Below are 19,720 nucleotides of genomic sequence, written 5' to 3'. Positions count from 1 at the left end.
AGGGGCGCGCTGCCGGCAGGCGGTCGATTGCGGCAAAGTCCCGCCCGCGTTCCGTGCAGCGGGGTACCTCCCCGCGCGGCGCCAGCCGCCTGTCGACCGGGCTGGCCCTCGCCTTCGTCATCGCCCTGTGCTTCGCCCCGGGCGTGTTCAGCCGGCACGTCATGCCGGCGGTTGCCCCCTACCTTCCCGGTGCAGACATCCCGCCCCGCGGCGTCGAGGCCGCCGACAGTCCCCTGGGCCAGCCGCCCGCCGTCGCTGAGTCGGACGCCTACGAGTTGTACACGGCACCGCCGGACTCCTCGCAGCCCTTCCTTGCCTATGACCCCTGCCGCCCCATCCACTACGTGGTCCGCCCGGACAATGCGCCGCCGGGGTCCGAAACGCTCATCCAAGAAGCCATCGCCGAGGTCTCCGCGGCCAGCGGACTGCAGTTTATTTACGACGGCGCCACTGACGAGGCGTTCGCCGAGGAAGGCCGCGAACGCTTCCAACCGGAGCGGTACGGCAAGCGGTGGGCGCCGGTGCTGATCACGTGGTCGGATCCCGAGGAAGTGTCCCGACTGGACGGAGATATAGCCGGCCTTGGCGGCAGCTCCTCGGTGGCCGCTCGGGGAACCCCCCACGTCCTCGTGGCCGGCCAGGTCACCTTGGATGCGCCGGCGCTCCGGAACGTCCTCACGTATCCCGACGGGCGGGAGCTTGTGCGCGCCGTCATCATCCACGAGCTCGGCCATGTGCTGGGGCTGGCGCACGTGGATGATCCGGAGCAACTGATGTATGCCGGGGCGAACGACGTGACGTCATTGGCCGACGGCGACCGGGCGGGCCTGGCGCTGCTGGGCACCGGGCCGTGCGTGCCGGAAGTATAGGCCGGCGGCATAATCAGGACTGCTGGTCTATCCGGAACGCTGGGACAACGAGGACCGGCCCAGGCAGGCTAGGAGGCCGTCCGCATGCAGGAGAAGCTGTGGAGCAGGAACTTCGTGCTGGCCATCGGCGCGAATCTGTTCATCTACATCGTGTTCTACCTGCTGATGACGTCCATGGCGCTCTACGCGGCCCAGCGGTTCCTGGCATCCGACGCCGGGGCCGGCTTTGCGTCCAGCGCCTTCATTCTGGGGGCGCTCGTCTCGCGGTTCTTTGCCGGGCCGCTGATCGACAACGGAGGCCGCCGGCGGATGCTGCTGATCAGCCTGGCCGCCTTCGTCGCGGCTTCCCTCTTGTACATTCCGGCGGACTCCCTGGCCTCGTTGGTGGTCCTGCGGCTGGCCCACGGTGTGGCTTTCGGCCTCGCCAACACCGCTGTCACGGCCGGTGCGCAGGCGCTGATTCCGCCCGCCCGCCGCAGTGAAGGCACCGGCTACTTCGCCGTTTCCACCACGCTGGCAACCGCCCTCGGGCCGCTGCTGGCGGTGGTGCTGGTTGTTGACGGCAGTTACGAGGGCGCGTTCCTCTTCTGTGCGGCCTGTTCCGTCGCGGCTTTGGCGGTGACCCTGATCCTGAGACTGCCGGAAGCGGCAGCGGCGCCTGCCGCCGTCGTCAATCAGCGCGGTCCGGGCGGCGGGCCGGAAAGGGAGCGCCGGACGCCCGCCGTCCTGCTCGGAAAGGTGTTCGCGCCCGAGGTCCTGCCGATCACCACGGTGCTGCTGGTCAGCGGGCTGGCCTTTTCCGGCATCCTCTCGTTCCTGACCTCGTATGCGGAGGCGGCGGGCGCGGCCGATGCGGCGGCGCTGTTCTTTATGGTGTTTGCCGCCGCGGTGCTGGTGTCGCGGCTGACCGCCGGCAGGGTCCAGGACCGCCGCGGCGACAACGTGGTGCTGTATCCCGCGCTGGCGCTGTTCGCCGCCGGCCTGGCGCTGCTGGCACTCGGGCCGGGCACCTGGATAGTCGTCGCATCCGCGGTGTTGAGCGGCCTCGGGTTCGGGACCCTGCTGCCCGGAACGCAGGCCATTACCGTCCGGCTGGTTGCGGAACGGAGGTTCGGCACTGCCCTGGCCACCTACTACCTGATGCTGGACATCGGCACAGGCTTCGGCCCGGTGCTGCTGGGCCTGCTGGTGCCGCTGACCGGCTTTGACGGGATGTACGGCTGGCTTGGGCTGCTCATGCTCGCCTGCATCCTGCTGTACTACCTGGTGCACGGCAGGACGGCCAGCCGGGCGGCCGCCTGAGCCGAGGCCGGCGCCGGCGGGCGTGCCGGAATTACCTCACAGTCTTATGCCTTTTTGATCGGCCGCAACGCGCCTACCGTAGTGAGTGAGGCCGTTCAACCCGGGGCGGTCCCAGGATGGAAGGAAGTGCCATGACCGTGACTTCACACGTCAGCGAATGCGCAGTGACCAACTGTTCCTTCAACGATCACAGCGAATGCAACGCCGCCGCGATTACCGTGGCGGGCGGCGAGAACCACGCCGAATGCGCCACGTTCATCGATACCGGCGTGCACGGCGGTCTCCCCAAGGTGCTGGCCAGCGTCGGCGCCTGCCAGCGGAGCGAGTGCACCCACAACGACCACCTGATGTGCCAGGCACCCGAAGTGCACGTGGGTCCCGGCGCGGACAACGCGGACTGCCTCACCTACGAACACCGGTAACGAGGGCCTCGCGCGGGTTTCGTAATAACCCAGGCCGCGCTCCCATCGGCGCTCGCCTGCGGAACCACCTGCCGCGCCGGCATACCACGGCCATGGCCCGTGCCCGCGCACTCGTCGTCCGCCGCCCGGAGCCCGCCGCCCTGATCCGACCATTCCCCGGGCCTACCCGTTGGCGCGCCGCGGTCGCCGACATCACACCCATTTCCGGAATGCCACCGATTTTTATGCGTTTGCATAGATGTGGGCACCTGTACGAGCGCCCACTCCATTCAGGAAGAGGGAAAGTATCATGCAGAGATTCTCTGGCAAGTCGGTCATCATCACTGGCGCAGGTTCGGGCCTGGGCCGGTCGGCAGCACTGCAGATCGCCAAGGAACAGGGCAACCTGACCCTGGTCGACCTCAACGAAGCCGGCCTCAAGGGCGCCGTCGAGGAAATCCGCCAGGTCGCTCCGGACGCCGACATCCTGACCGTCACCGCGAACGTGGCAGACGAGTCCGCCGTCGAGAATTACGTGGCCCAGGCCGTCGAGCGCTTCGGCAGGATCGACGGCTTCTTCAACAATGCCGGCATCGAAGGCAAACAGAATCCCACCGAGGACTTCGGCTCCGACGAATTCTCCAAGGTCGTGTCCATCAACCTCAACGGCGTCTTCTACGGCCTCAAACACGTCCTGAAGGTCATGAAGGAACAGGGCTCCGGCGCCGTCGTGAACACCGCATCCGTCGGCGGCATCCGCGGCGTCGGCAACCAGTCCGGCTACGCAGCCTCCAAGCACGGCGTGGTCGGCCTGACCCGCAACTCCGGCATCGAATACGGCCAGTACGGCATCCAGGTCAACGCCATCGCGCCCGGCGCCATCATGACCCCGATGGTCGAAGGCTCGCTCAAGCAGATGGACCCGGAGAACTGGGAAGAGGTCGGCAGGGGCTTCGTCGAGCCCAACCCGATGAAGCGCTTTGGCAAGCCCGAAGAGGTCGGCCAACTGGTCGCCTTCCTGCTGTCCGGCGACGCCGGCTTCATCAACGCCGCCGTCATCCCGATCGACGGCGGCCAGTCGTACAAGTACTGATATCTCCCGCCGGGGAGCCGCGCGGCACCTCGCTGCACCTCGCCGGTGGGCGATCACTCAGGAGGACGACGGCGGCGCGCGAGCACCGCCGTCGTCCTTCCGTTTAAGGATGCAAGCGCCGACCGGGCCACGGCCGAACCCGTGAGCCCATGCCCGCCCGGACTACCGCGGGTTACCCGGTTTACTTGTTAGCTGCGTCATGTTTGCCGTACAGTATCTGCAACCGAACGGTTATTCAGTTATAGAACCCGGTGTTCAAATATAGAACACCGGCGACGGCCGCAGATGCAATAGAAGTGAGGACACCCGTGCAGTTTCACCACCACGGTTACGTATCCGGAGACCCGCGCGTCAAGCCGGCAGCCGGCGTAGGCATCGACCGCCCCGAGGAGCTTCCCGACGAGGTCGACGTGCTCATCGTGGGCTCGGGTCCCGCGGGCATGCTCGCGGCCGCGCAGCTGGCTCAGTTCCCGAACATCACCACGCGGCTGGTGGAGCGCCGGGACGGACGGCTGGTCCTCGGCCAGGCCGACGGCATCCAGGCCCGCAGCGTGGAAACCTTCCAGGCCTTCGGCTTCGCCGAGCGCATCACCGCCGAGGCCTTCTGGCTCACCGAGATGAACTTCTGGCGCCCGGGCACCGAGAACCCCAAGCACATCGTCCGCGGCGGCCGCGCGGTCGACGACGAGATGGGCATCAGCGAGTTCCCGCACCTGATCGTCAACCAGGCGCGCGTGCTGGACTACTTCGCCGAGGTCGCGGCCAACTCGCCCACCCGCCTGACACCGGACTACGGCTGGGAATTCAAGACCCTCGAGGTTGCCGACGAGGGCGACTACCCGGTGAAGGTGACGCTGATCCGCAGCGCCGGCCCGGACGCCGGCTCCGAGCGCATCGTGAATGCCAAGTACGTGGTGGGCTGCGACGGCGCCCGCAGCAAGGTCCGCGCCGCGATCGGCAGCACGCTGGCCGGCGACAGCGCCAACCACGCCTGGGGCGTCATGGACGTGCTGGCCCAGACCGACTTCCCGGACATCCGCACCAAGTGCGCCATCCAGTCGCACGACGGCGGGTCCATCCTGCTGATCCCGCGTGAGGGCGGCTACCTGTTCCGCATGTACGTGGACCTCGGCGTGGTGCCCGACGACGACAACGGCAAGATCCGCCAGACCTCGATCGAGCAGATCATCGCCAAGGCCAACGAGATCATGACCCCGTACACGGTGGACGTGCGCAGCGTCGCCTGGCACAGCGTGTACGAGGTGGGCCACCGCCTCACCGACCGGTTCGACGACCTGCTGCCCGAGGACGTCGGCACCCGCACGCCGCGCGTCTTCATCACCGGCGACGCCTGCCACACGCACAGCGCCAAGGCCGGCCAGGGCATGAACGTCTCCATGCAGGACGGTTTCAACATCGCCTGGAAGCTGGGCCACGTGCTGGAGGGCCGCAGCCCGGAGAGCCTGCTCTCCACCTACTCCGCCGAGCGACAGGTGGTGGCGAAGGACCTCATCGACTTCGACAAGGAATGGTCGACGATGATGGCCAAGAAGCCCGAGGAGTTCGCCGATCCCACGGAGCTCGAGGACTTCTACGTCCGCACCGCCGAATTCCCGGCCGGCTTCATGACCGAGTACGCCCAGTCGATCCTGACCGGCGCGCGCAGCCACCAGGACCTGGCCACCGGCTTCCCCGTCGGCAAGCGCTTCAAGTCCGCCAAGGTCTCCCGCGTCTGCGACACCAACCCGCTGCACCTGGGCCACCTCGCCGAGGCGGACGGGCGTTGGCGCATCTACGTCTTCGCCGACCAGGCGCAGGCCGGCGAGTCCACGGCTGTAGCCAACCTGTCCGAGTGGCTGGTGACCGCACCGGATTCCCCGCTCGCCGCCCGGCCGGAGGGCGCCGACCTCGACGCCTGGTTCGACGTGAAGGTGATCTACCAGCAGCATCACGAGGAGGTGGACATCAACGCCGTGCCCGCCGTGTTCAAGCCCGAGGTGGGCCCGTTCCAGCTGACCAACCTCGAGAAGGTCTTCGGCACCGCCAAGGACGAGGACATCTTCGACGCCCGCGGCATCTCCCGCGACGGCGCCATCGTGGTGGTCCGGCCGGACCAGTACGTGGCGAACGTGCTGCCGCTGTCCGCGACCGCTGAGCTGGCCGAGTTCTTCGCGCCCCTGCTGAAGGCCCGCGAGCCGCAGCACTGATCCACCCTAAAACGGAAGAACGACGACGGCGCTTGAGTGCCGTCGTCGTTCTTTCCTTGAGAACAATCACCACCGTTGGCCCCGCGCTGCCCGCCTCCCTGGCGCGGGAATGAGGAGATGGATATGAAACGGGCCGTTATCGCCGCCGCTGCGCTTGGCCTGATGCTGACTGCCTGTGCCCCGGCCCCCGGAGCCACTCCCGCAGGGGAGACCACGGACGCCGAATTCCTCGCCGGCTTCGGGCTTGAGGAGATGGATGCGGTTGGCATCATCGACCACCTCGACCGGCTGGACACTGCCGAACGGCCCACCGACCTGATGGCATCTGTCCGGCAGGGCGATTTACTGCTCACCGACGGCCACAACGAGGTCACACTGGACCTGCCCGAGGACCGCTCCTACATCTCGGTCGCCCCGTATCTCACCCAGACCCACGACTGCTTCTACCACAGCCTGACGACCTGCCTCGGCGAGCTGGGCAACGAGGACATGAGCGTCAAGATCGTCGACGCCGCCACCGGCAAGACGCTGGTGGATGAGCGGCGGGAAACCTTCAGCAACGGATTCGCAGGGTTCTGGGTTCCCGGCGACGTCCACGGCACCATCGAGGTAACGTACGACGGGCGCTCCGGCTCGACGGACTTTTCCACGACCGACGACAGCGCCACCTGCATCACGGATCTCCGGCTGGCCTAAGGACGCTGGGACCGGCCGCCCTGCCGGCGGGCAGGCTTCCAGCGGGCGGCGTCGGCGGTCCGGACGCACTTACTGCCCGGAAGCACCGGGACGCGCCCGATCCACTTCCGCTAGCCCTTCGCCTGCCGGCTCACCATCTCGTTGATCCAGGCGGGCGCATACGGGGACGTGCAGTTCGGCGGTGTCGGGTAGTCCTTGAGCACCCCGAGGCGTTCGCCGATGTCGATCGCGCGGGCGCGGTGCTCGGCGTGCTCGATGCCGATCTGGGCGAGGGTGTGGTTCATCGCCCACTGCAGGCGGTCGGGCGCGTCCTTCATCTCCGCCTCGACGATGTCGAGGAGTCCCTTGAGGTCCAGGCCCTCGGGCTTTTTCGCCACCCGTTCGGTGGTCAGCGCCCACCCGGCGCTGGCGACCACCGGCTCCGCGTCGCCGGTCCAAGCCACGCGGAGCTCCTCGGCGTGCGGACTCTTCTTGACCACGTAGTTCACCAGCCAGTCGTGCACCTTGGGGGCGCGAGCCTCGCGCAGCATGGCGTCCAGTTCGTCGCGTCCGAAATCCTTCGGTCGGCAGATCAGCAGGGTCAGCAGCCGCGCCGCAGTGTTGTCCGTGGCCCACAGCCCGCGCGCCAAATCCTGCTGGGTTTTCAACCGCTTGGCGACAGCGCGCAGCTTGCCGAGGTTCACGCCGTGGTCGTCGCCGCGCTTCTCATTCGCCTCGCGCACCTTCGGGTCCTCAAGCGCGGCCAGCTCGGCCATCACCTCGGTTATCGTCGTCTCGGACATCCACCCTCCCGGTTACTCACGTCTGAGATCCAGCGTAGTGGTGTTTCAATCGCGGGCGCTCAGGTGCTCCAAGGCCCCAAGATCCGGCGTTCCACGCCTCGCGGCGCCCGCCATGCCCTAATTCAAAGGCACCGGCGTCGAAAACGGCCTATATCCGACAGGACGACGACTTTATCGGCCCGTTTCGACGTTTTCGGCCGCTGTCGATGGGACCAGGATGCAGCGCTGCCCTACGACGGCGCATATTCCCCGCTGACGTGCGACAACGTGCGCCACCGAGGGCCATCAAAGCGCCCGCCTGACGCGGAATGGCGTATGGTCAAGGGTACGGAACAAAATCTTTGTTCCCGTTAGAGCGCAGCATTCTTTGCTGGCGCCAAGGAGGCACTCATGGCCGACAAATCTCCCCGACAGACCGCTTCGAAGAAATCGGGCAAGTCCATCAAGGAAAAGCGCAGCGACAAGAAGGCCAAGGCCGCCGGCGCCGCGGCCTCGGAGACCCTGACCTCCATCAAGAAGCGCTGAGGCTTTTGACTCTGCTCTCGCTCGGAGTCCTGGCAACGACGCGCAAGCCCGATGAGCGCAGGCTGGCCCTCCATCCTGCGCACATCGAGCGCCTCGACGCCGACCTCCGCGAGCGGATCATCCTCGAACGGGGCTACGGCGAGCGCTTCGGCGTGTCCGACGCGCACCTGGAACACCTGGTGGGACGGATCGCGCCGCGCGAGGAACTCATCGCAGCAGCGGACGTGGTGGTGCTGCCCAAGCCGCAGCCGGAAGACCTTGCCGAACTCCGTGACGGCCAGATCCTCTGGGGCTGGCCGCACTGCGTCCAGGACCGCGCCATCACCCAGCTGGCCATCGACAAGCGGCTGACGCTCATCGCCTTCGAAGCCATGAACCACTGGGCCGCGGACGGCAGGTTCGCCCTCCACGTCTTCCATAAGAACAACGAGATGGCCGGCTACTGCTCGGTGCTGCATGCGCTGGAACTGGCAGGGTCCACCGGCGACTACGGCCGCCCGCTCACCGCCGTCGTCATTGGTTTCGGCGCCACCGCCCGCGGCGCGGTCACCGCGCTGAACGCGCACGGCGTCCACGACGTCCAGGTCCTGACCAACCGCGCGGCGGCCGCCGTCGGCTCCCCGATCCACTCCGCACGGATTACCCAGTTCGACCAGGACGCCACCGCCCCGCATCTCAGCCACGTCATCACCGACGACGACGGACGGGTGCCGCTGGCTCCGTTCCTCGCGGAGCGGGACATCGTGGTCAATTGCACGCTGCAGGACCCCAACAACCCGCTGATCTACCTCGACGAGGCGGACCTGGACGGCTTCCGGCCGGGCAGCCTGATCGTCGATGTCTCCTGCGACGAAGGCATGGGCTTTAGCTGGGCGAAGATGACGACCTTTGCCGAACCCACCTTCGAGGTCGGCAACCACGTGAGCTACTACGCCGTGGACCACACACCGTCGTACCTGTGGAATTCCGCGACCTGGGAGATCAGCACGGCCCTGATCCCGTTCCTGCGCACCGTGATGAGCGGACCCGACAGCTGGCTCGAGGACGACACCATCAGCCGGGCCATCGAAATCCGCGAGGGCATCATCGCCAACCCGGCGGTTCTCGCGTTCCAGAACCGCTCGGACGAGTACCCGCACCTGCCTGCATAACGACGACGACGGGACGCGGCCCGGGCGATCGGCCACCTCGGCGGCACTCAAGCCGGGGCCGCGGTCCTGACGTTCCGTCGCAGGGCGGCACGCGCCGCGGAATAAGTTGATGCTTCAATCGATTGCACCAAGCAGAGGCAAAGCCTTTTGAAAGACATCACGCCAACGTAAGGACAGCATGAAGATCGGAATCATCGGAGCCACGGGCAACGCCGGACGCGCCCTCTTCCACGAGTCGGCCAAACGCGGCCACCAGACAACGGCCATCGTCCGGAGCGCCGCCAAGGCCGCGGAGGTCCTGGGCGCGGACGCCGAGGTGCTGGAACGCGACGCCTTCTTCCTCGGCGCCGAAGACCTGGCCGCCTTTGACGTCGTCGTCAATGCCTTCGGCACGGCTCCCCACGAGGCCTACCGGCACGTCGACCTGGCCCGCTCGCTGGTCGAGCTCGCCGGGGAAAGCACTCCCCGTCTGGTCTTCATCCTGGGCGCCGGCAGCCTGACTACCGGCGACGACGACCACCTGTTCGTCGAGGACATCCGCAACATCCCCGGCGCCGAGGCGTGGATCTCCATCCCGGAGAACCAGCTGAAGGAACTGGAATACCTGCGCGGTGTCACGGACGTCGACTGGGTCGGGGTGTCCCCCTCGGCGCTGTTCACGCCCGGCGACGCCACCGCCCCGGTGCTGGGTAGCGACCGGCTCCTCTGTGCCGGCGACGGCGAATCACACACCACGACCGGCACGATGGCCGTGGCCATTCTGGACGAGATCGAAAAGCCCGCGCACCGGCAGACCCGCTTCACGGTCAGCGACAGCTAAACCTCTCCAGCCACAACACGACGGCCGCCGCAGCTGGTCCTGCCCGGGCATCCTGTCCGGTCGCAGGCAGCGCGGCGGCCGTCGTTCGCCGTCTCGACCGGCCCCTGTCCACGCGCCCCCCGCCGGTGGAAGATCAGCGCCGGTGTCCGCTGCCGGTCCGGCGGGTACCGGCACCGGCCGGTGCTTTCTTCTGCATGGCCAGCAGCTTCGCCAGCGCGTAGCGGTTGACGGTTCCCGCCTTCTGCCCCTGCAGCAGCCAGTGGCCGATGCCGTCGACGCCGGCCTGCACCCCCGTGATGGGGATGCCGGTGGGAGAAATCTGGTGCCCGGGCGTGAACGTGATCGGCCCCGGCGCGTTCGGATGGGCGATGACGTGGCAGGCCACCTCGGCCGCAACCCTGGCCGTGCGCGGATGTGTCTGGACAACGTCCATGTGAATGGTCCGCCGCCTGAACCCGCGCGGGTGGACGGAGGCCAGCGTCTCCCGGTCGATCCACTGGTATTGCCCGGGTTTCCAGAACTTGGAGTCGATATAAACCACCCGGTCCCCGTTGAGGACGGCGTGGTCGATGTCCGCCACGTGGCTGCCCGGGAACCGCAGCCCGTGGAAGATCCGGGTCCCGGGGATGGCCAGCAGAGTTTCCAGTGCCTGCGCCGTCCACCGCTCGCCTTCCGCGCCCTTGGCGATGTCCTCGCGCCGGAACCGGGACCAACCGCCCGACAGGGCCGCGCCGCCCTGGCCGAAGACCAGTTGCCGGGCGACCTTTTTCGGCGCCGCAACGCCCCAGTGCCTGCCAATCGCGCCAAGGCCCAGGAAACAGGCTGCCGCCAGGGCGACGGCGACCGGCAACTGAGGGGGAGCGTCGCCTAAGGCGGCGCTGGCCAGCATCGAGATGAGCACCAATGACTGTCCGAAACCGATCAGTAATAGGACGACGACGACCAGGACGCGAAGGCCGTTGTAGCCGCGGCCGATGCGCTCCGCGGGCGCGGGCTGGTTCCGCCACGACAGCCGGCCCGGATCGAATTCCATGAACGGCGAATACAGGGTTTCGGGCCCAGCCGGCCGGCCGGCGGCCCGCCACTGTTCCGGACGTTCCATGCAGCCTCCCCCGTTCACGTTTCAGCAAGGAGCCCCAGTATGTCCCCGCCCCGCATCGGGGGCCAGAGGTTCCAGGCCGTGGAGCCGCCCCAAGCGCCAAATCGATAAACCATGGGGAGTCGTCCCCATTCAGTTCCGCGTTCCCGCATGGGACAGTGTGAGCAAACGGTTAAGCGGGAGGGACAGGCGGATGGGCAGCTGGCGGATCAATCCGAGGCAGCTCCACATGATTCTGGTTGACGTGGCCGCGGACGGCCAGTCGCTGGACAAGGCGGCAGGCGACACGGCGGCGGCAGGCGATGAGGCGGCGTCGTTGTTCGGCAGCGCCACGGACGTGGCCGACGCGTTCGCGGGGTTCTGGTCGCCGCGGCGGGATGTGGGCCACCGGATCGCCGGCCTCGTGTACAACAAGTCCCGCGTGGTCGCCGAAACCGCCGAGCTCTTCATCGACGCGGACGGGCGGATGTCCGACGACGCCGCCGCTTTCGCCGAGTCCCTGAACGCCGGCCGCTCGGCCGTCCTCACCCCGCGCGGCTTCGGGCCGGTGCCGGATCCGTGACGGTGCGGCTGGGCAGCGTCCCGGAGATCAACGTCCCCTGGGACCAGCTCGGCGATGCGGTCCGGGAGATGTCCCTGCGCGCCGCCTCCGCCGCAAACTACCTGGTCGATGCCGGTGCCGCCTGGGCCGGGCTGAGCGTCGCATATCAGCAACCGGAGACCGAACTGGAGGTCCATTCCGCCCTAAACGAGTTGGACGCTCCCACGCGGGAATGGACCGCGGCGCTGGCCGCTGCCCGGGAAGCCGTCACGGCCTTCGTCTCCTCGGGCCGGGTGCTGCAGGCGCAGGCCGAAGAACTCGCGGCGGCACGCCCCGGCCTGGCCAGGGCGCTGAACGGCGCGGAATCGCAGGAGGGGGACGAGACGGAGCAAGCGGAGCAGCGGGCGGAGGCCTTCAATGGACGCGTCCGCTCCCTGCGGGCCGACTGGCAGGCGCTGGCCGCGCAAACCGCCGCCGCCCTGCGGGCCATCAGCGGCGGAACCGTCGACTCGCTGCCGCCCACCCCGCTGCTGCCCGCCGCCGCCCCGTCCGCGCCGCCGTGGGCCCACTTCACCAGCGGGCTCGACGAACGGTTCGGCCCGCTGACGCCGGAGTCATACCTGCCATCCCTGGCCGGCCTCACCGACGAGGAACTGCGGGCGTGGGCCGCGGCCAACCCCGAGGGCGCCGCCCTGCTGGCCGCCCACAAGCTGCCCGTGTGGCGGATGCCCGGCTCGGCCGAGGCCGTCATGGCGGAGGCGATGGCCGGCGATGCCGCACTGACCGAGGGCGGAATCGCGGGAATCCGCGAGGCTTGGCTCACCCTGGCGCCGACCGATCAGGAACGGCTGCTGCTGCTCTACCCCGCGGTGTTCGGGAGCCTGAACGGCATCCCCTTCGCCGGCCGGATCCGGGCCAACACCATCACCGCCGCGGGCTACCGCGAAACCGTGGCGACTCGACAGGCACAGCTGGGCCCGCAGCCCGACCTCAACGACTACCTCGTGGCCGCGGGGAACCAGCAGGGCCACCAACGGATGGTCTACCAGCGGGCCTACCGGCAGTACACCGCCGACCTCGAAACGTGGCAGTCCGAACACGACCGGCTGGCAACGCTCAGGACGGGGCTGGACTACGCCGTCGGCCATCGCTCCCAGGTTGTCCTGGTCAGCCTGGACGGCGACGGCCGGATCGTCACCATGAACGGCACCCTGACGCCGGGCACCAGGACGGTCGCCGCCCTGGTCCCGGGCACCGGCGCGGACCTGGGCCAGCTGGAGGCCTACTCGCGCCGGCTCGACGCCGTGAACGGAGAACCGCCCGCCGGCACCGTCTCCTTCTACTGGCAGGGAACCGACCTGCCGGATGAGGTCCCCGACAACATCACCACCTCGTTCAACGAGCGGGGCGGACCCCTGCTGGCCGCCTTCGACCACGCCCTCGACCTGGAGACCCGGCCCGACGCCCGCACCACGTACATCGGCTACAGCGCCGGCGGGTCGCTGCTGGGCACCGCCGAACGCGAGGGCCTGGATTCCACCAACATCGTCTACGTCGCGCCGGCCGGCACCGGGCACAACGTGGGCAGCCCCGCGGACACCGCCAACCCGGATGCCCACCGCTACTGGCTGCAGACCCGCGACGACCCGATCAGCGCGGCCCAGATCCTCGGCGGCGGCTACCACGGAGCGTCGTTCTGGCGCGGCGGCAGCCCCACCGCCATGGACCCGGTCCGGCTCGAGACCGGCTTTTTGAAGCCGGAGGACCCGGGCTCGCTGATGGACGGGCACACGGACTACTTCTGGCCCGGCTCCACCTCGGCCACCAACATCCAGGGCGTCGTCGAAGGCACGAGCGTCAGCCCGTTCGTCCCGGACCGGATCCAGCAGACCTACTCCCCCTACGGCCCGCTGATCACCAGCCCGCTCGAGCAGAATCCCGAGGACTACGCATATGGCAACCTTGAAACCGTGACGGTCGAAAGTCTGGAGAAATGAACATGCGGGCTCGCTCCCCCTGGCACCGCCCGGCCCGCCCGCGCGGCGAAGAACGACGGCGGCGTCCCGGCTGCGCCGCCACCCTCACCGCGTCTGCCGCCCTTTCCGCCGTCATTCTAGGAGGCTGCGCCATGCCGCAGGAGAACCAGCCGCAGGAAATACAACCGACGTCGCAGGACTACGGCCGCCAGCTCGAGCAGCTGCTCCCGCAGGCGATCGCGGAAACGTCCACCGCCGCCGACCTGAAGATCAACCTGCTGCGCGAACAAACCTGCCTGCGCCCGGAGGACGAACGGCCGCAGACCCAGACCGCGTGGATCGCCCGGGCCACCGGCAAGGTCGCGGACGCGGCCCAGGCCAACGCCGCCCTCGACGCCGCCGCCGGCTACCTCACCGCGCACGGCTGGGAGCAAAAGAACGAGGCAACCGCGGAAACCGGCGACGTCCGGACCCTCTACTTCCGCAACGGCGACCTCGGCGCAACCGCCGCCCACCACGTTGCCGGCGGCGTGGGCGCCGTCGTCCTCTCCTTCACCAGCCCCTGCCTGGACCACCCCGAAGACCACCGCATGATCCGCTCCGAACAAGACCCGGAGTTCGGGATGAACAGCCAGTACTACGACGACGGCGCCTGACGCATCCCCTTCTGGTGGCGCCCCACTACCCGCCCGTAAACAGAACACGCGGGGCAATCGACGTGAACCTAGTCACTTCATGAGGTGATCCTCCTCACTTAGTTCATGTGCTATACGCGCGCATGCGGGTAAATTCCTGCTCTTGCTAGCGTCGAGAGTTGCCCTCACCCGGCCAAGACAACAGCGAGACCGCGACCAGCATTCCTACGATGTGAGGTACGAGACCGATATGAGTACGCCGCCCGAGACCGACGAGCCTAAGCTCGACGGCGAAGACAGTAAGCGCCCCATCCCCGGAACGGCTCCGCCGGAGTCCCCCGCCGTCGAGCCACGGACGCGGGTGAACTGGACCGTCTTCATCGGCTCCGCGGCGGGCGTCCTTGGCATCGCGCTGTGGGCCATTTTGGACCGTGAGTCGGCCGATGCGGTGATCGGCACCGCCGTCGCCTGGGTGGGCGAGACCTTCGGCTGGTGGTACTCCCTGATCGTCGTCGCGGTCCTGGCGTTCGTCCTCTTCGTGGCCGTCTCCCGGGTGGGAAAGACCCGGCTGGGGCCCGACCACTCGCGCCCGACCTTCAATCTCTTCACCTGGACCGCGATGCTCTTCGCCGCGGGCATCGGCATCGACCTCATGTTCTTCTCGGTCGCGGAGCCGGTGACTCAGTACCTGGCACCGCCTACGGGCGACGGCTCCACCGTGGAGGCCGCCCGGCAGGCCGTGGTCTGGACCTTGTTCCACTACGGCATCCTCGGCTGGGGCCTCTACGCCCTGATGGGGCTGGCGCTGGGCTACTTCGCGTTCCGGCACAACCTGCCGCTGAGCATCCGCTCGGCGCTCTACCCCATCCTCGGCAAGCGGATCCACGGCCCGGTGGGCCACGCCGTCGATATTGCGGCCATGCTCGGTACCATCTTCGGCATTGCCACCAGCCTGGGCATCGGCGTCGCCCAGCTCAACTACGGCCTGAGCTTCCAGTTCGGCATTCCCGAGAACACGGTGGTGCAGATCGCCCTCATCGCCGTCGCGGTGCTGATGGCAACCATCTCGGTGCTGACCGGGATCGAGAAGGGCATCCGCCGGCTGTCCGAGCTCAACGTCGTCCTGGCCATCTCCCTGATGGTCTTTATCCTGATCACCGGCTCCACCCGGTTCCTGCTGGACGGGATCGTGACCAACATCGGCGACACGCTCTCCCGCTTCCCGTCGATGGCCCTGGACACCTTCGCCTACGACCGGCCCGACGAGTGGCTGAACGGCTGGACGCTGTTCTTCTGGGCCTGGTGGATCGCCTGGGCGCCGTTCGTGGGCCTCTTCCTGGCCCGCATCTCGCGCGGACGCACGCTGCGCGAGTTCGTCGTCGGGGTGCTGGTGGTGCCGTTTGCCTTCATCCTGCTGTGGATCTCGATCTTCGGCAACAGCGCCCTCGAGATCGTGATGGGCGGCAACGCCGCGTTCGGCGAGGTGGCCATGAGCCAGCCGGAGCGGGCCTTCTACGGGCTGCTGGAGCAGTACCCGATGGCCCCGCTCAGCGCCGCGATCGCCACCTTCACCGGGCTGCTGTTCTACGTCACCAGCGCCGACTCGGGTGCCCTGGTGATGAGCAACTTCACCTCCTACCTCAAGGACGCCGATTCCGACGGCCCCAAGTGGCTGCGCGTCTTCTGGTCGGTCGCCACCGGCCTGCTGACCCTGGCCATGCTGCTGGTGGGCGGGGTGCCCACGCTGCAGAGCGCCACCGTCATCATGGGCCTGCCCTTCTCGGTGGTGCTGGTCTTCATCATGCTCGGCCTCTACAAGGCGCTGCGGCTGGAGAAAGCCTTGGCCGACAGCTACCAGGCCGGCCTGCACTCCGTGCTGAACTCACGCACCAACGTGCCGCACGGGGCGGACGGCCGCCGCGGCTGGCGCCAGCGCCTGGCCCGGGCCATGAACTACCCGGGCCGCCGGCAGGCCCAGCGCTTCGTCGCCGAGGTCGCCATGCCCGCGCTCAACGACGTCCGCACCGACCTCGCCGCCCGCGGCCTGGAGGCCACGCTGAAGACCAGCACCGTCGACGCCTTCGGGATCGACACCGCCGACCTCTGCGTGGAGCTCGACGGCGAACGCACCTTCAAGTACCAGATCTATCCGGTGCAGAACGACGTCCCGTCCTATGCGCGCTCGTCCGCCGCCGGCGGCAAGTACTACCGGATCGAGGTGTTCTCGCTCGAGGGCAGCCACGGCTACGACCTCATGGGGTACAGCAAGGACGAGGTCATCGCCGACGTGCTGGACCATTACGAGGTGCACCTCGAGTTCCTGCACCAGCACCGCGCGACGCTGCCCTACAGCACCGCCGCCGAAAACGTCCCGCCCAAGGCGGACTGGGAAACCGATTACGACACCGTCGACGAACCCGTCGCCGCCGTCCCAGAACCCGTCGCCGCACTTTCGAAGGAGACACCATGACCACCACCGCCTCCACCCTGTTCATCAACGGCGCCTGGGAACCGGCCGCCGACGGCGCGGTGCGCGAGATCCGCAATCCGGCCGACGGCCGGGTCGTCGCCACCGTGTCCGAGGCCGGCCGGGCCGACACCGAGCGGGCCATTGCCGCCGCCCGCGCCGCCTTCGACTCCGGTGTCTGGGCCGCCGTCCCGGCGCCCGAGCGGGGTGACTTCCTGCTCAAGGTGGCCGCCGGGCTGCGCGAGCGCCGCGAGGAGTTCGCCCGCGCCGAGTCGCTGGACACCGGCAAGCGGATCGTCGAAAGCCGCATGGACATGGACGACATCGCCGCCTCCTTCGAGTACTTCGGCAAGATCGCCTCGCAGGAGGCGGGCCGCGTGGTCGACGCCGGGGACCCCGCCGTCGTCAGCCGGATTGTCTACGAGCCGGTGGGCGTCTGCGGCATGATCACGCCCTGGAACTACCCGCTGCTGCAGGCCGCGTGGAAGATCGCGCCTGCGCTGGCCGCCGGCTGCACCTTCGTGCTCAAGCCCGCCGAGCTCACCCCGTCCACGGCCATCCTGACCATGAAACTGCTCAAGGACCTGGGCCTGCCCGACGGCGTCGCGAACCTGGTCACCGGCCCCGGCGCGGAGGCTGGCGCACCGCTCTCCGAACACCCCGACGTCGACCTTGTCTCCTTCACCGGCGGCCTGGTGACCGGCAAGGTAGTGGCGGCGGCCGCAGCCGGCACCGTGAAGAAGGTGGCGCTGGAACTCGGCGGCAAGAACCCGAACCTGGTGTTCGCCGACGCCGACTTCGACGCCGCCGTCGACAACGCCCTGAACGCGGCCTTCGTCCACTCCGGGCAGGTCTGCTCCGCCGGCGCGCGCCTGCTGGTCGAGGAGTCCATCGCGGAGCGCTTCGTGGACGAGCTGATCCGCCGCGCCGAGGGCATCCGCCTGGGCGGCCCCTTCGACGAGGCCGCGGAAACCGGCCCGCTGATCTCGGCGGCACACCGGGAGAAGGTGGACGCCTACGTGAAGCGCGGCGTGCAGGAGGGCGCGCGGCTGCGCTGCGGCGGCGCCGCCCCCGAGGGCCCCGAGTACGACGACGGCTTCTACTACCTGCCCACCGTCCTGGACCGCGTGGAGCGGGGGATGTCCGTCGTGGTGGACGAAGCCTTCGGCCCGGTGGTGACCGTGGAGACCTTCCGCGACGAGGACGAGGCAGTGGCCACCGCCAACGACACGATCTACGGCCTGGCCGGAGCCGTCTGGACCCAGGACGCCGGCAAGGCCCAGCGCGTGGCCGGCCGGCTGCGCCACGGCACCATCTGGATCAACGACTTCCACCCCTACCTCCCGCAGGCCGAATGGGGCGGCTTCGGCCAGTCCGGCGTGGGCCGCGAGCTCGGCCCCACCGGCTTGGCCGAGTACCAGGAGTCCAAGCACATCTACCAGAACACCAGCCCGCAGGTGACCGGCTGGTTCGCTGACCACCGCAAGGAGAACTGATGCACATCGACAACGTCGAGAACCTCGTCGACCGGGACTTCGACTACATCGTCGTCGGCGGGGGATCCGCCGGCGCCGCCGTCGCCGCCCGTCTAAGCGAAGACCCCGCGGTGTCCGTGGCGCTGGTGGAGGCCGGCCCGGACGACCGCGGCGTCCCCGAGGTCCTGCAGCTGGACCGCTGGATGGAGCTGCTCGAGTCCGGCTACGACTGGGACTACCCGATCGAGCCGCAGGAGAACGGCAACTCCTTCATGCGTCACTCGCGGGCGAAGGTCATGGGCGGCTGCTCCAGCCACAACTCCTGCATCGCCTTCTGGGCCCCGCGGGAGGACCTGGACGAGTGGGAGTCCAAGCACGGCGTCACCGGCTGGAACGCCGAGGCCGCCTACCCGCTGTACCAGCGGCTGGAGACCAACGAGGACGCCGGCCCGGACGCCCCGCACCACGGCGACTCCGGCCCCGTGCACGTCATGAACGTCCCGCCGGTGGACCCGACCGGCGTCGCACTGCTGGATGCCTGCGAACAGGCCGGCATCCCGCGGGCCAGGTTCAACGACGGAACCACCGTGGTCAACGGCGCCAACTTCTTCCAGATCAACAGCCGGGCCGACGGCACCCGCTCCTCCAGCTCGGTGTCCTACATCCACCCGATCATCGAGCGCGAGAACTTCACCCTGCTCACCGGCCTGCGCGCCCGCCGCCTGGTGATTGACGCGGACAAGCGCTGCACCGGCGTGGACATCGTGGACAACGCCTTCGGCCGCACGCACCGGCTGTCAGCGCGGCGCGAGGTGGTGCTGTCCACCGGAGCGATCGATTCGCCGAAGCTGCTGATGCTCTCCGGCATCGGGCCGGCCGCACACCTGGCCGAGCACGGCATCGACGTGCTGGTCGACTCCCCCGGCGTCGGCGAACACCTGCAGGACCACCCCGAGGGCGTGGTCCAGTTCGAGGCGAAGCAGCCGATGGTTGAGACCTCCACCCAGTGGTGGGAGATCGGCATCTTCACGCCCACCGAGGAGGGCCTGGACCGCCCGGACCTGATGATGCACTACGGCTCGGTGCCGTTCGACATGAACACTTTGCGGCACGGCTACCCCACCACGGAGAACGGCTTCAGCCTGACCCCGAACGTCACGCATGCCCGCTCCCGCGGCACCGTCCGGCTGCGCAGCCGCGACTTCCGTGACAAGCCCATGGTCGATCCCCGGTACTTCACCGACCCCGAGGGCCACGACATGCGCGTGATGGTCGCCGGCATCCGCAAGGCCCGCGAGATCGCCGCGCAGCCGGCGATGGCGGAGTGGGCCGGCCGGGAGCTGTCGCCGGGCGTCGAGGCGCAGACGGATGAAGAGTTGCAGGACTACATCCGCAAGACGCACAACACCGTCTACCACCCGGTCGGCACCGTGCGCATGGGACCGGCCGAGGACCCCATGTCGCCGCTGGACCCCGAGCTGCGGGTCAAGGGCGTCACCGGCCTGCGCGTCGCGGACGCGTCGGTCATGCCCGAGCACGTAACCGTCAACCCGAACCTGACCGTCATGATGATCGGCGAACGCTGCGCGGACCTCATCCGCGGCAGCCGGACAACGGAAACAACGACGGCGGCGGCCGGCGCGGCGCACGCCTGATCGGTGGTGCAGTGAGGGTGGCGGAC

General features: G+C 68.5%; 17 protein-coding genes. 15 read left to right on the top strand and 2 right to left on the bottom strand.

From position 1 onward, the window contains the following. The first annotated feature begins 53 nt into the window (after positions 1-53). The 6 genes from AC5RUP_RS06480 to AC5RUP_RS06455 all read left to right on the top strand — a co-directional run bounded on the left by AC5RUP_RS06480 (position 54) and on the right by AC5RUP_RS06455 (position 6,568). A complete protein-coding gene (locus AC5RUP_RS06480; RefSeq protein WP_494153845.1) occupies positions 54-869 on the top strand; it encodes a matrixin family metalloprotease in 816 nt (271 codons plus the stop codon). Between the two features lie 84 nt (positions 870-953). Beyond that, complete coding sequence (locus tag AC5RUP_RS06475) at positions 954-2,171, top strand: MFS transporter (RefSeq protein WP_494153844.1); 1,218 nt, start codon at positions 954-956, stop codon at positions 2,169-2,171. 137 nt (positions 2,172-2,308) lie between these two features. Further along, the gene (locus AC5RUP_RS06470; RefSeq protein WP_493977268.1) at positions 2,309-2,593 is read left to right on the top strand and encodes a DUF1540 domain-containing protein; all 285 of its coding nucleotides are present in this window, start codon (positions 2,309-2,311) and stop codon (positions 2,591-2,593) included. A gap of 289 nt (positions 2,594-2,882) precedes the next feature. Further along, positions 2,883-3,665 (top strand): SDR family oxidoreductase, encoded by a 783-nt coding sequence (locus tag AC5RUP_RS06465; protein ID WP_494153843.1) that lies wholly within the window; start codon positions 2,883-2,885, stop codon positions 3,663-3,665. A gap of 308 nt (positions 3,666-3,973) precedes the next feature. Next, positions 3,974-5,872 carry an FAD-binding monooxygenase gene (locus AC5RUP_RS06460; protein WP_494153842.1) on the top strand — a complete coding sequence of 633 codons (1,899 nt, stop codon included), beginning with the start codon at positions 3,974-3,976 and terminating at the stop codon, positions 5,870-5,872. Between the two features lie 123 nt (positions 5,873-5,995). After that, positions 5,996-6,568, top strand: a complete 573-nt coding sequence (locus tag AC5RUP_RS06455; protein ID WP_494153841.1) for a CueP family metal-binding protein — start codon at positions 5,996-5,998, stop codon at positions 6,566-6,568. Between the two features lie 110 nt (positions 6,569-6,678). Here the strand turns inward: AC5RUP_RS06455 and AC5RUP_RS06450 are convergent, their stop codons facing one another. Next, positions 6,679-7,350, bottom strand: coding sequence for a DNA alkylation repair protein (locus AC5RUP_RS06450; RefSeq protein WP_494153840.1), 672 nt, complete (start codon positions 7,348-7,350; stop codon positions 6,679-6,681). A gap of 390 nt (positions 7,351-7,740) precedes the next feature. Between AC5RUP_RS06450 and AC5RUP_RS06445 the strand changes: the two genes are divergently transcribed. From AC5RUP_RS06445 to AC5RUP_RS06435, 3 genes are all read left to right on the top strand, one after another. Further along, on the top strand, positions 7,741-7,875 hold the full coding sequence (locus AC5RUP_RS06445; RefSeq protein ID WP_493988910.1) for a hypothetical protein: 135 nt from the start codon (positions 7,741-7,743) through the stop codon (positions 7,873-7,875). 5 nt (positions 7,876-7,880) lie between these two features. Continuing rightward, on the top strand, positions 7,881-9,026 hold the full coding sequence (locus AC5RUP_RS06440; protein ID WP_494153839.1) for a N(5)-(carboxyethyl)ornithine synthase: 1,146 nt from the start codon (positions 7,881-7,883) through the stop codon (positions 9,024-9,026). Positions 9,027-9,204: 178 nt separating this feature from the next. Next, positions 9,205-9,846 (top strand): NAD(P)-dependent oxidoreductase, encoded by a 642-nt coding sequence (locus tag AC5RUP_RS06435; RefSeq protein ID WP_494153838.1) that lies wholly within the window; start codon positions 9,205-9,207, stop codon positions 9,844-9,846. 133 nt (positions 9,847-9,979) lie between these two features. On the opposite strand, the gene AC5RUP_RS06430 is transcribed toward AC5RUP_RS06435, so the two are convergent. After that, positions 9,980-10,948 carry a nuclease-related domain-containing protein gene (locus AC5RUP_RS06430; RefSeq protein ID WP_494153837.1) on the bottom strand — a complete coding sequence of 323 codons (969 nt, stop codon included), beginning with the start codon at positions 10,946-10,948 and terminating at the stop codon, positions 9,980-9,982. A 226-nt stretch (positions 10,949-11,174) separates the two neighbouring features. Between AC5RUP_RS06430 and AC5RUP_RS06425 the strand changes: the two genes are divergently transcribed. The 6 genes from AC5RUP_RS06425 to AC5RUP_RS06400 all read left to right on the top strand — a co-directional run bounded on the left by AC5RUP_RS06425 (position 11,175) and on the right by AC5RUP_RS06400 (position 19,694). Then, positions 11,175-11,507 (top strand): hypothetical protein, encoded by a 333-nt coding sequence (locus AC5RUP_RS06425; protein WP_494153836.1) that lies wholly within the window; start codon positions 11,175-11,177, stop codon positions 11,505-11,507. Next, positions 11,504-13,483 (top strand): alpha/beta hydrolase, encoded by a 1,980-nt coding sequence (locus AC5RUP_RS06420; protein WP_494158382.1) that lies wholly within the window; start codon positions 11,504-11,506, stop codon positions 13,481-13,483. Before AC5RUP_RS06425 ends, AC5RUP_RS06420 begins: the two co-directional genes overlap by 4 nt. A 131-nt stretch (positions 13,484-13,614) precedes the next feature. Then, positions 13,615-14,118, top strand: a complete 504-nt coding sequence (locus AC5RUP_RS06415) for a hypothetical protein (protein ID WP_494154693.1) — start codon at positions 13,615-13,617, stop codon at positions 14,116-14,118. A 229-nt stretch (positions 14,119-14,347) separates the two neighbouring features. Then, positions 14,348-16,567 (top strand): choline BCCT transporter BetT, encoded by a 2,220-nt coding sequence (gene betT / locus AC5RUP_RS06410; RefSeq protein WP_494154692.1) that lies wholly within the window; start codon positions 14,348-14,350, stop codon positions 16,565-16,567. Then, positions 16,564-18,060 carry an aldehyde dehydrogenase family protein gene (locus AC5RUP_RS06405; RefSeq protein ID WP_494158381.1) on the top strand — a complete coding sequence of 499 codons (1,497 nt, stop codon included), beginning with the start codon at positions 16,564-16,566 and terminating at the stop codon, positions 18,058-18,060. Before betT ends, AC5RUP_RS06405 begins: the two co-directional genes overlap by 4 nt. Next, entirely contained in the window at positions 18,060-19,694 is a 1,635-nt protein-coding gene (locus AC5RUP_RS06400; protein WP_494153313.1) for a GMC family oxidoreductase, read from the top strand. Before AC5RUP_RS06405 ends, AC5RUP_RS06400 begins: the two co-directional genes overlap by 1 nt. Positions 19,695-19,720 lie beyond the last annotated feature (26 nt).

The organism is Arthrobacter sp. Y3223151 (assembly GCF_059091125.1).
Note: the sequence above shows the minus strand (reverse complement) of the source record. Positions and strands in the feature narration are given on the sequence as shown.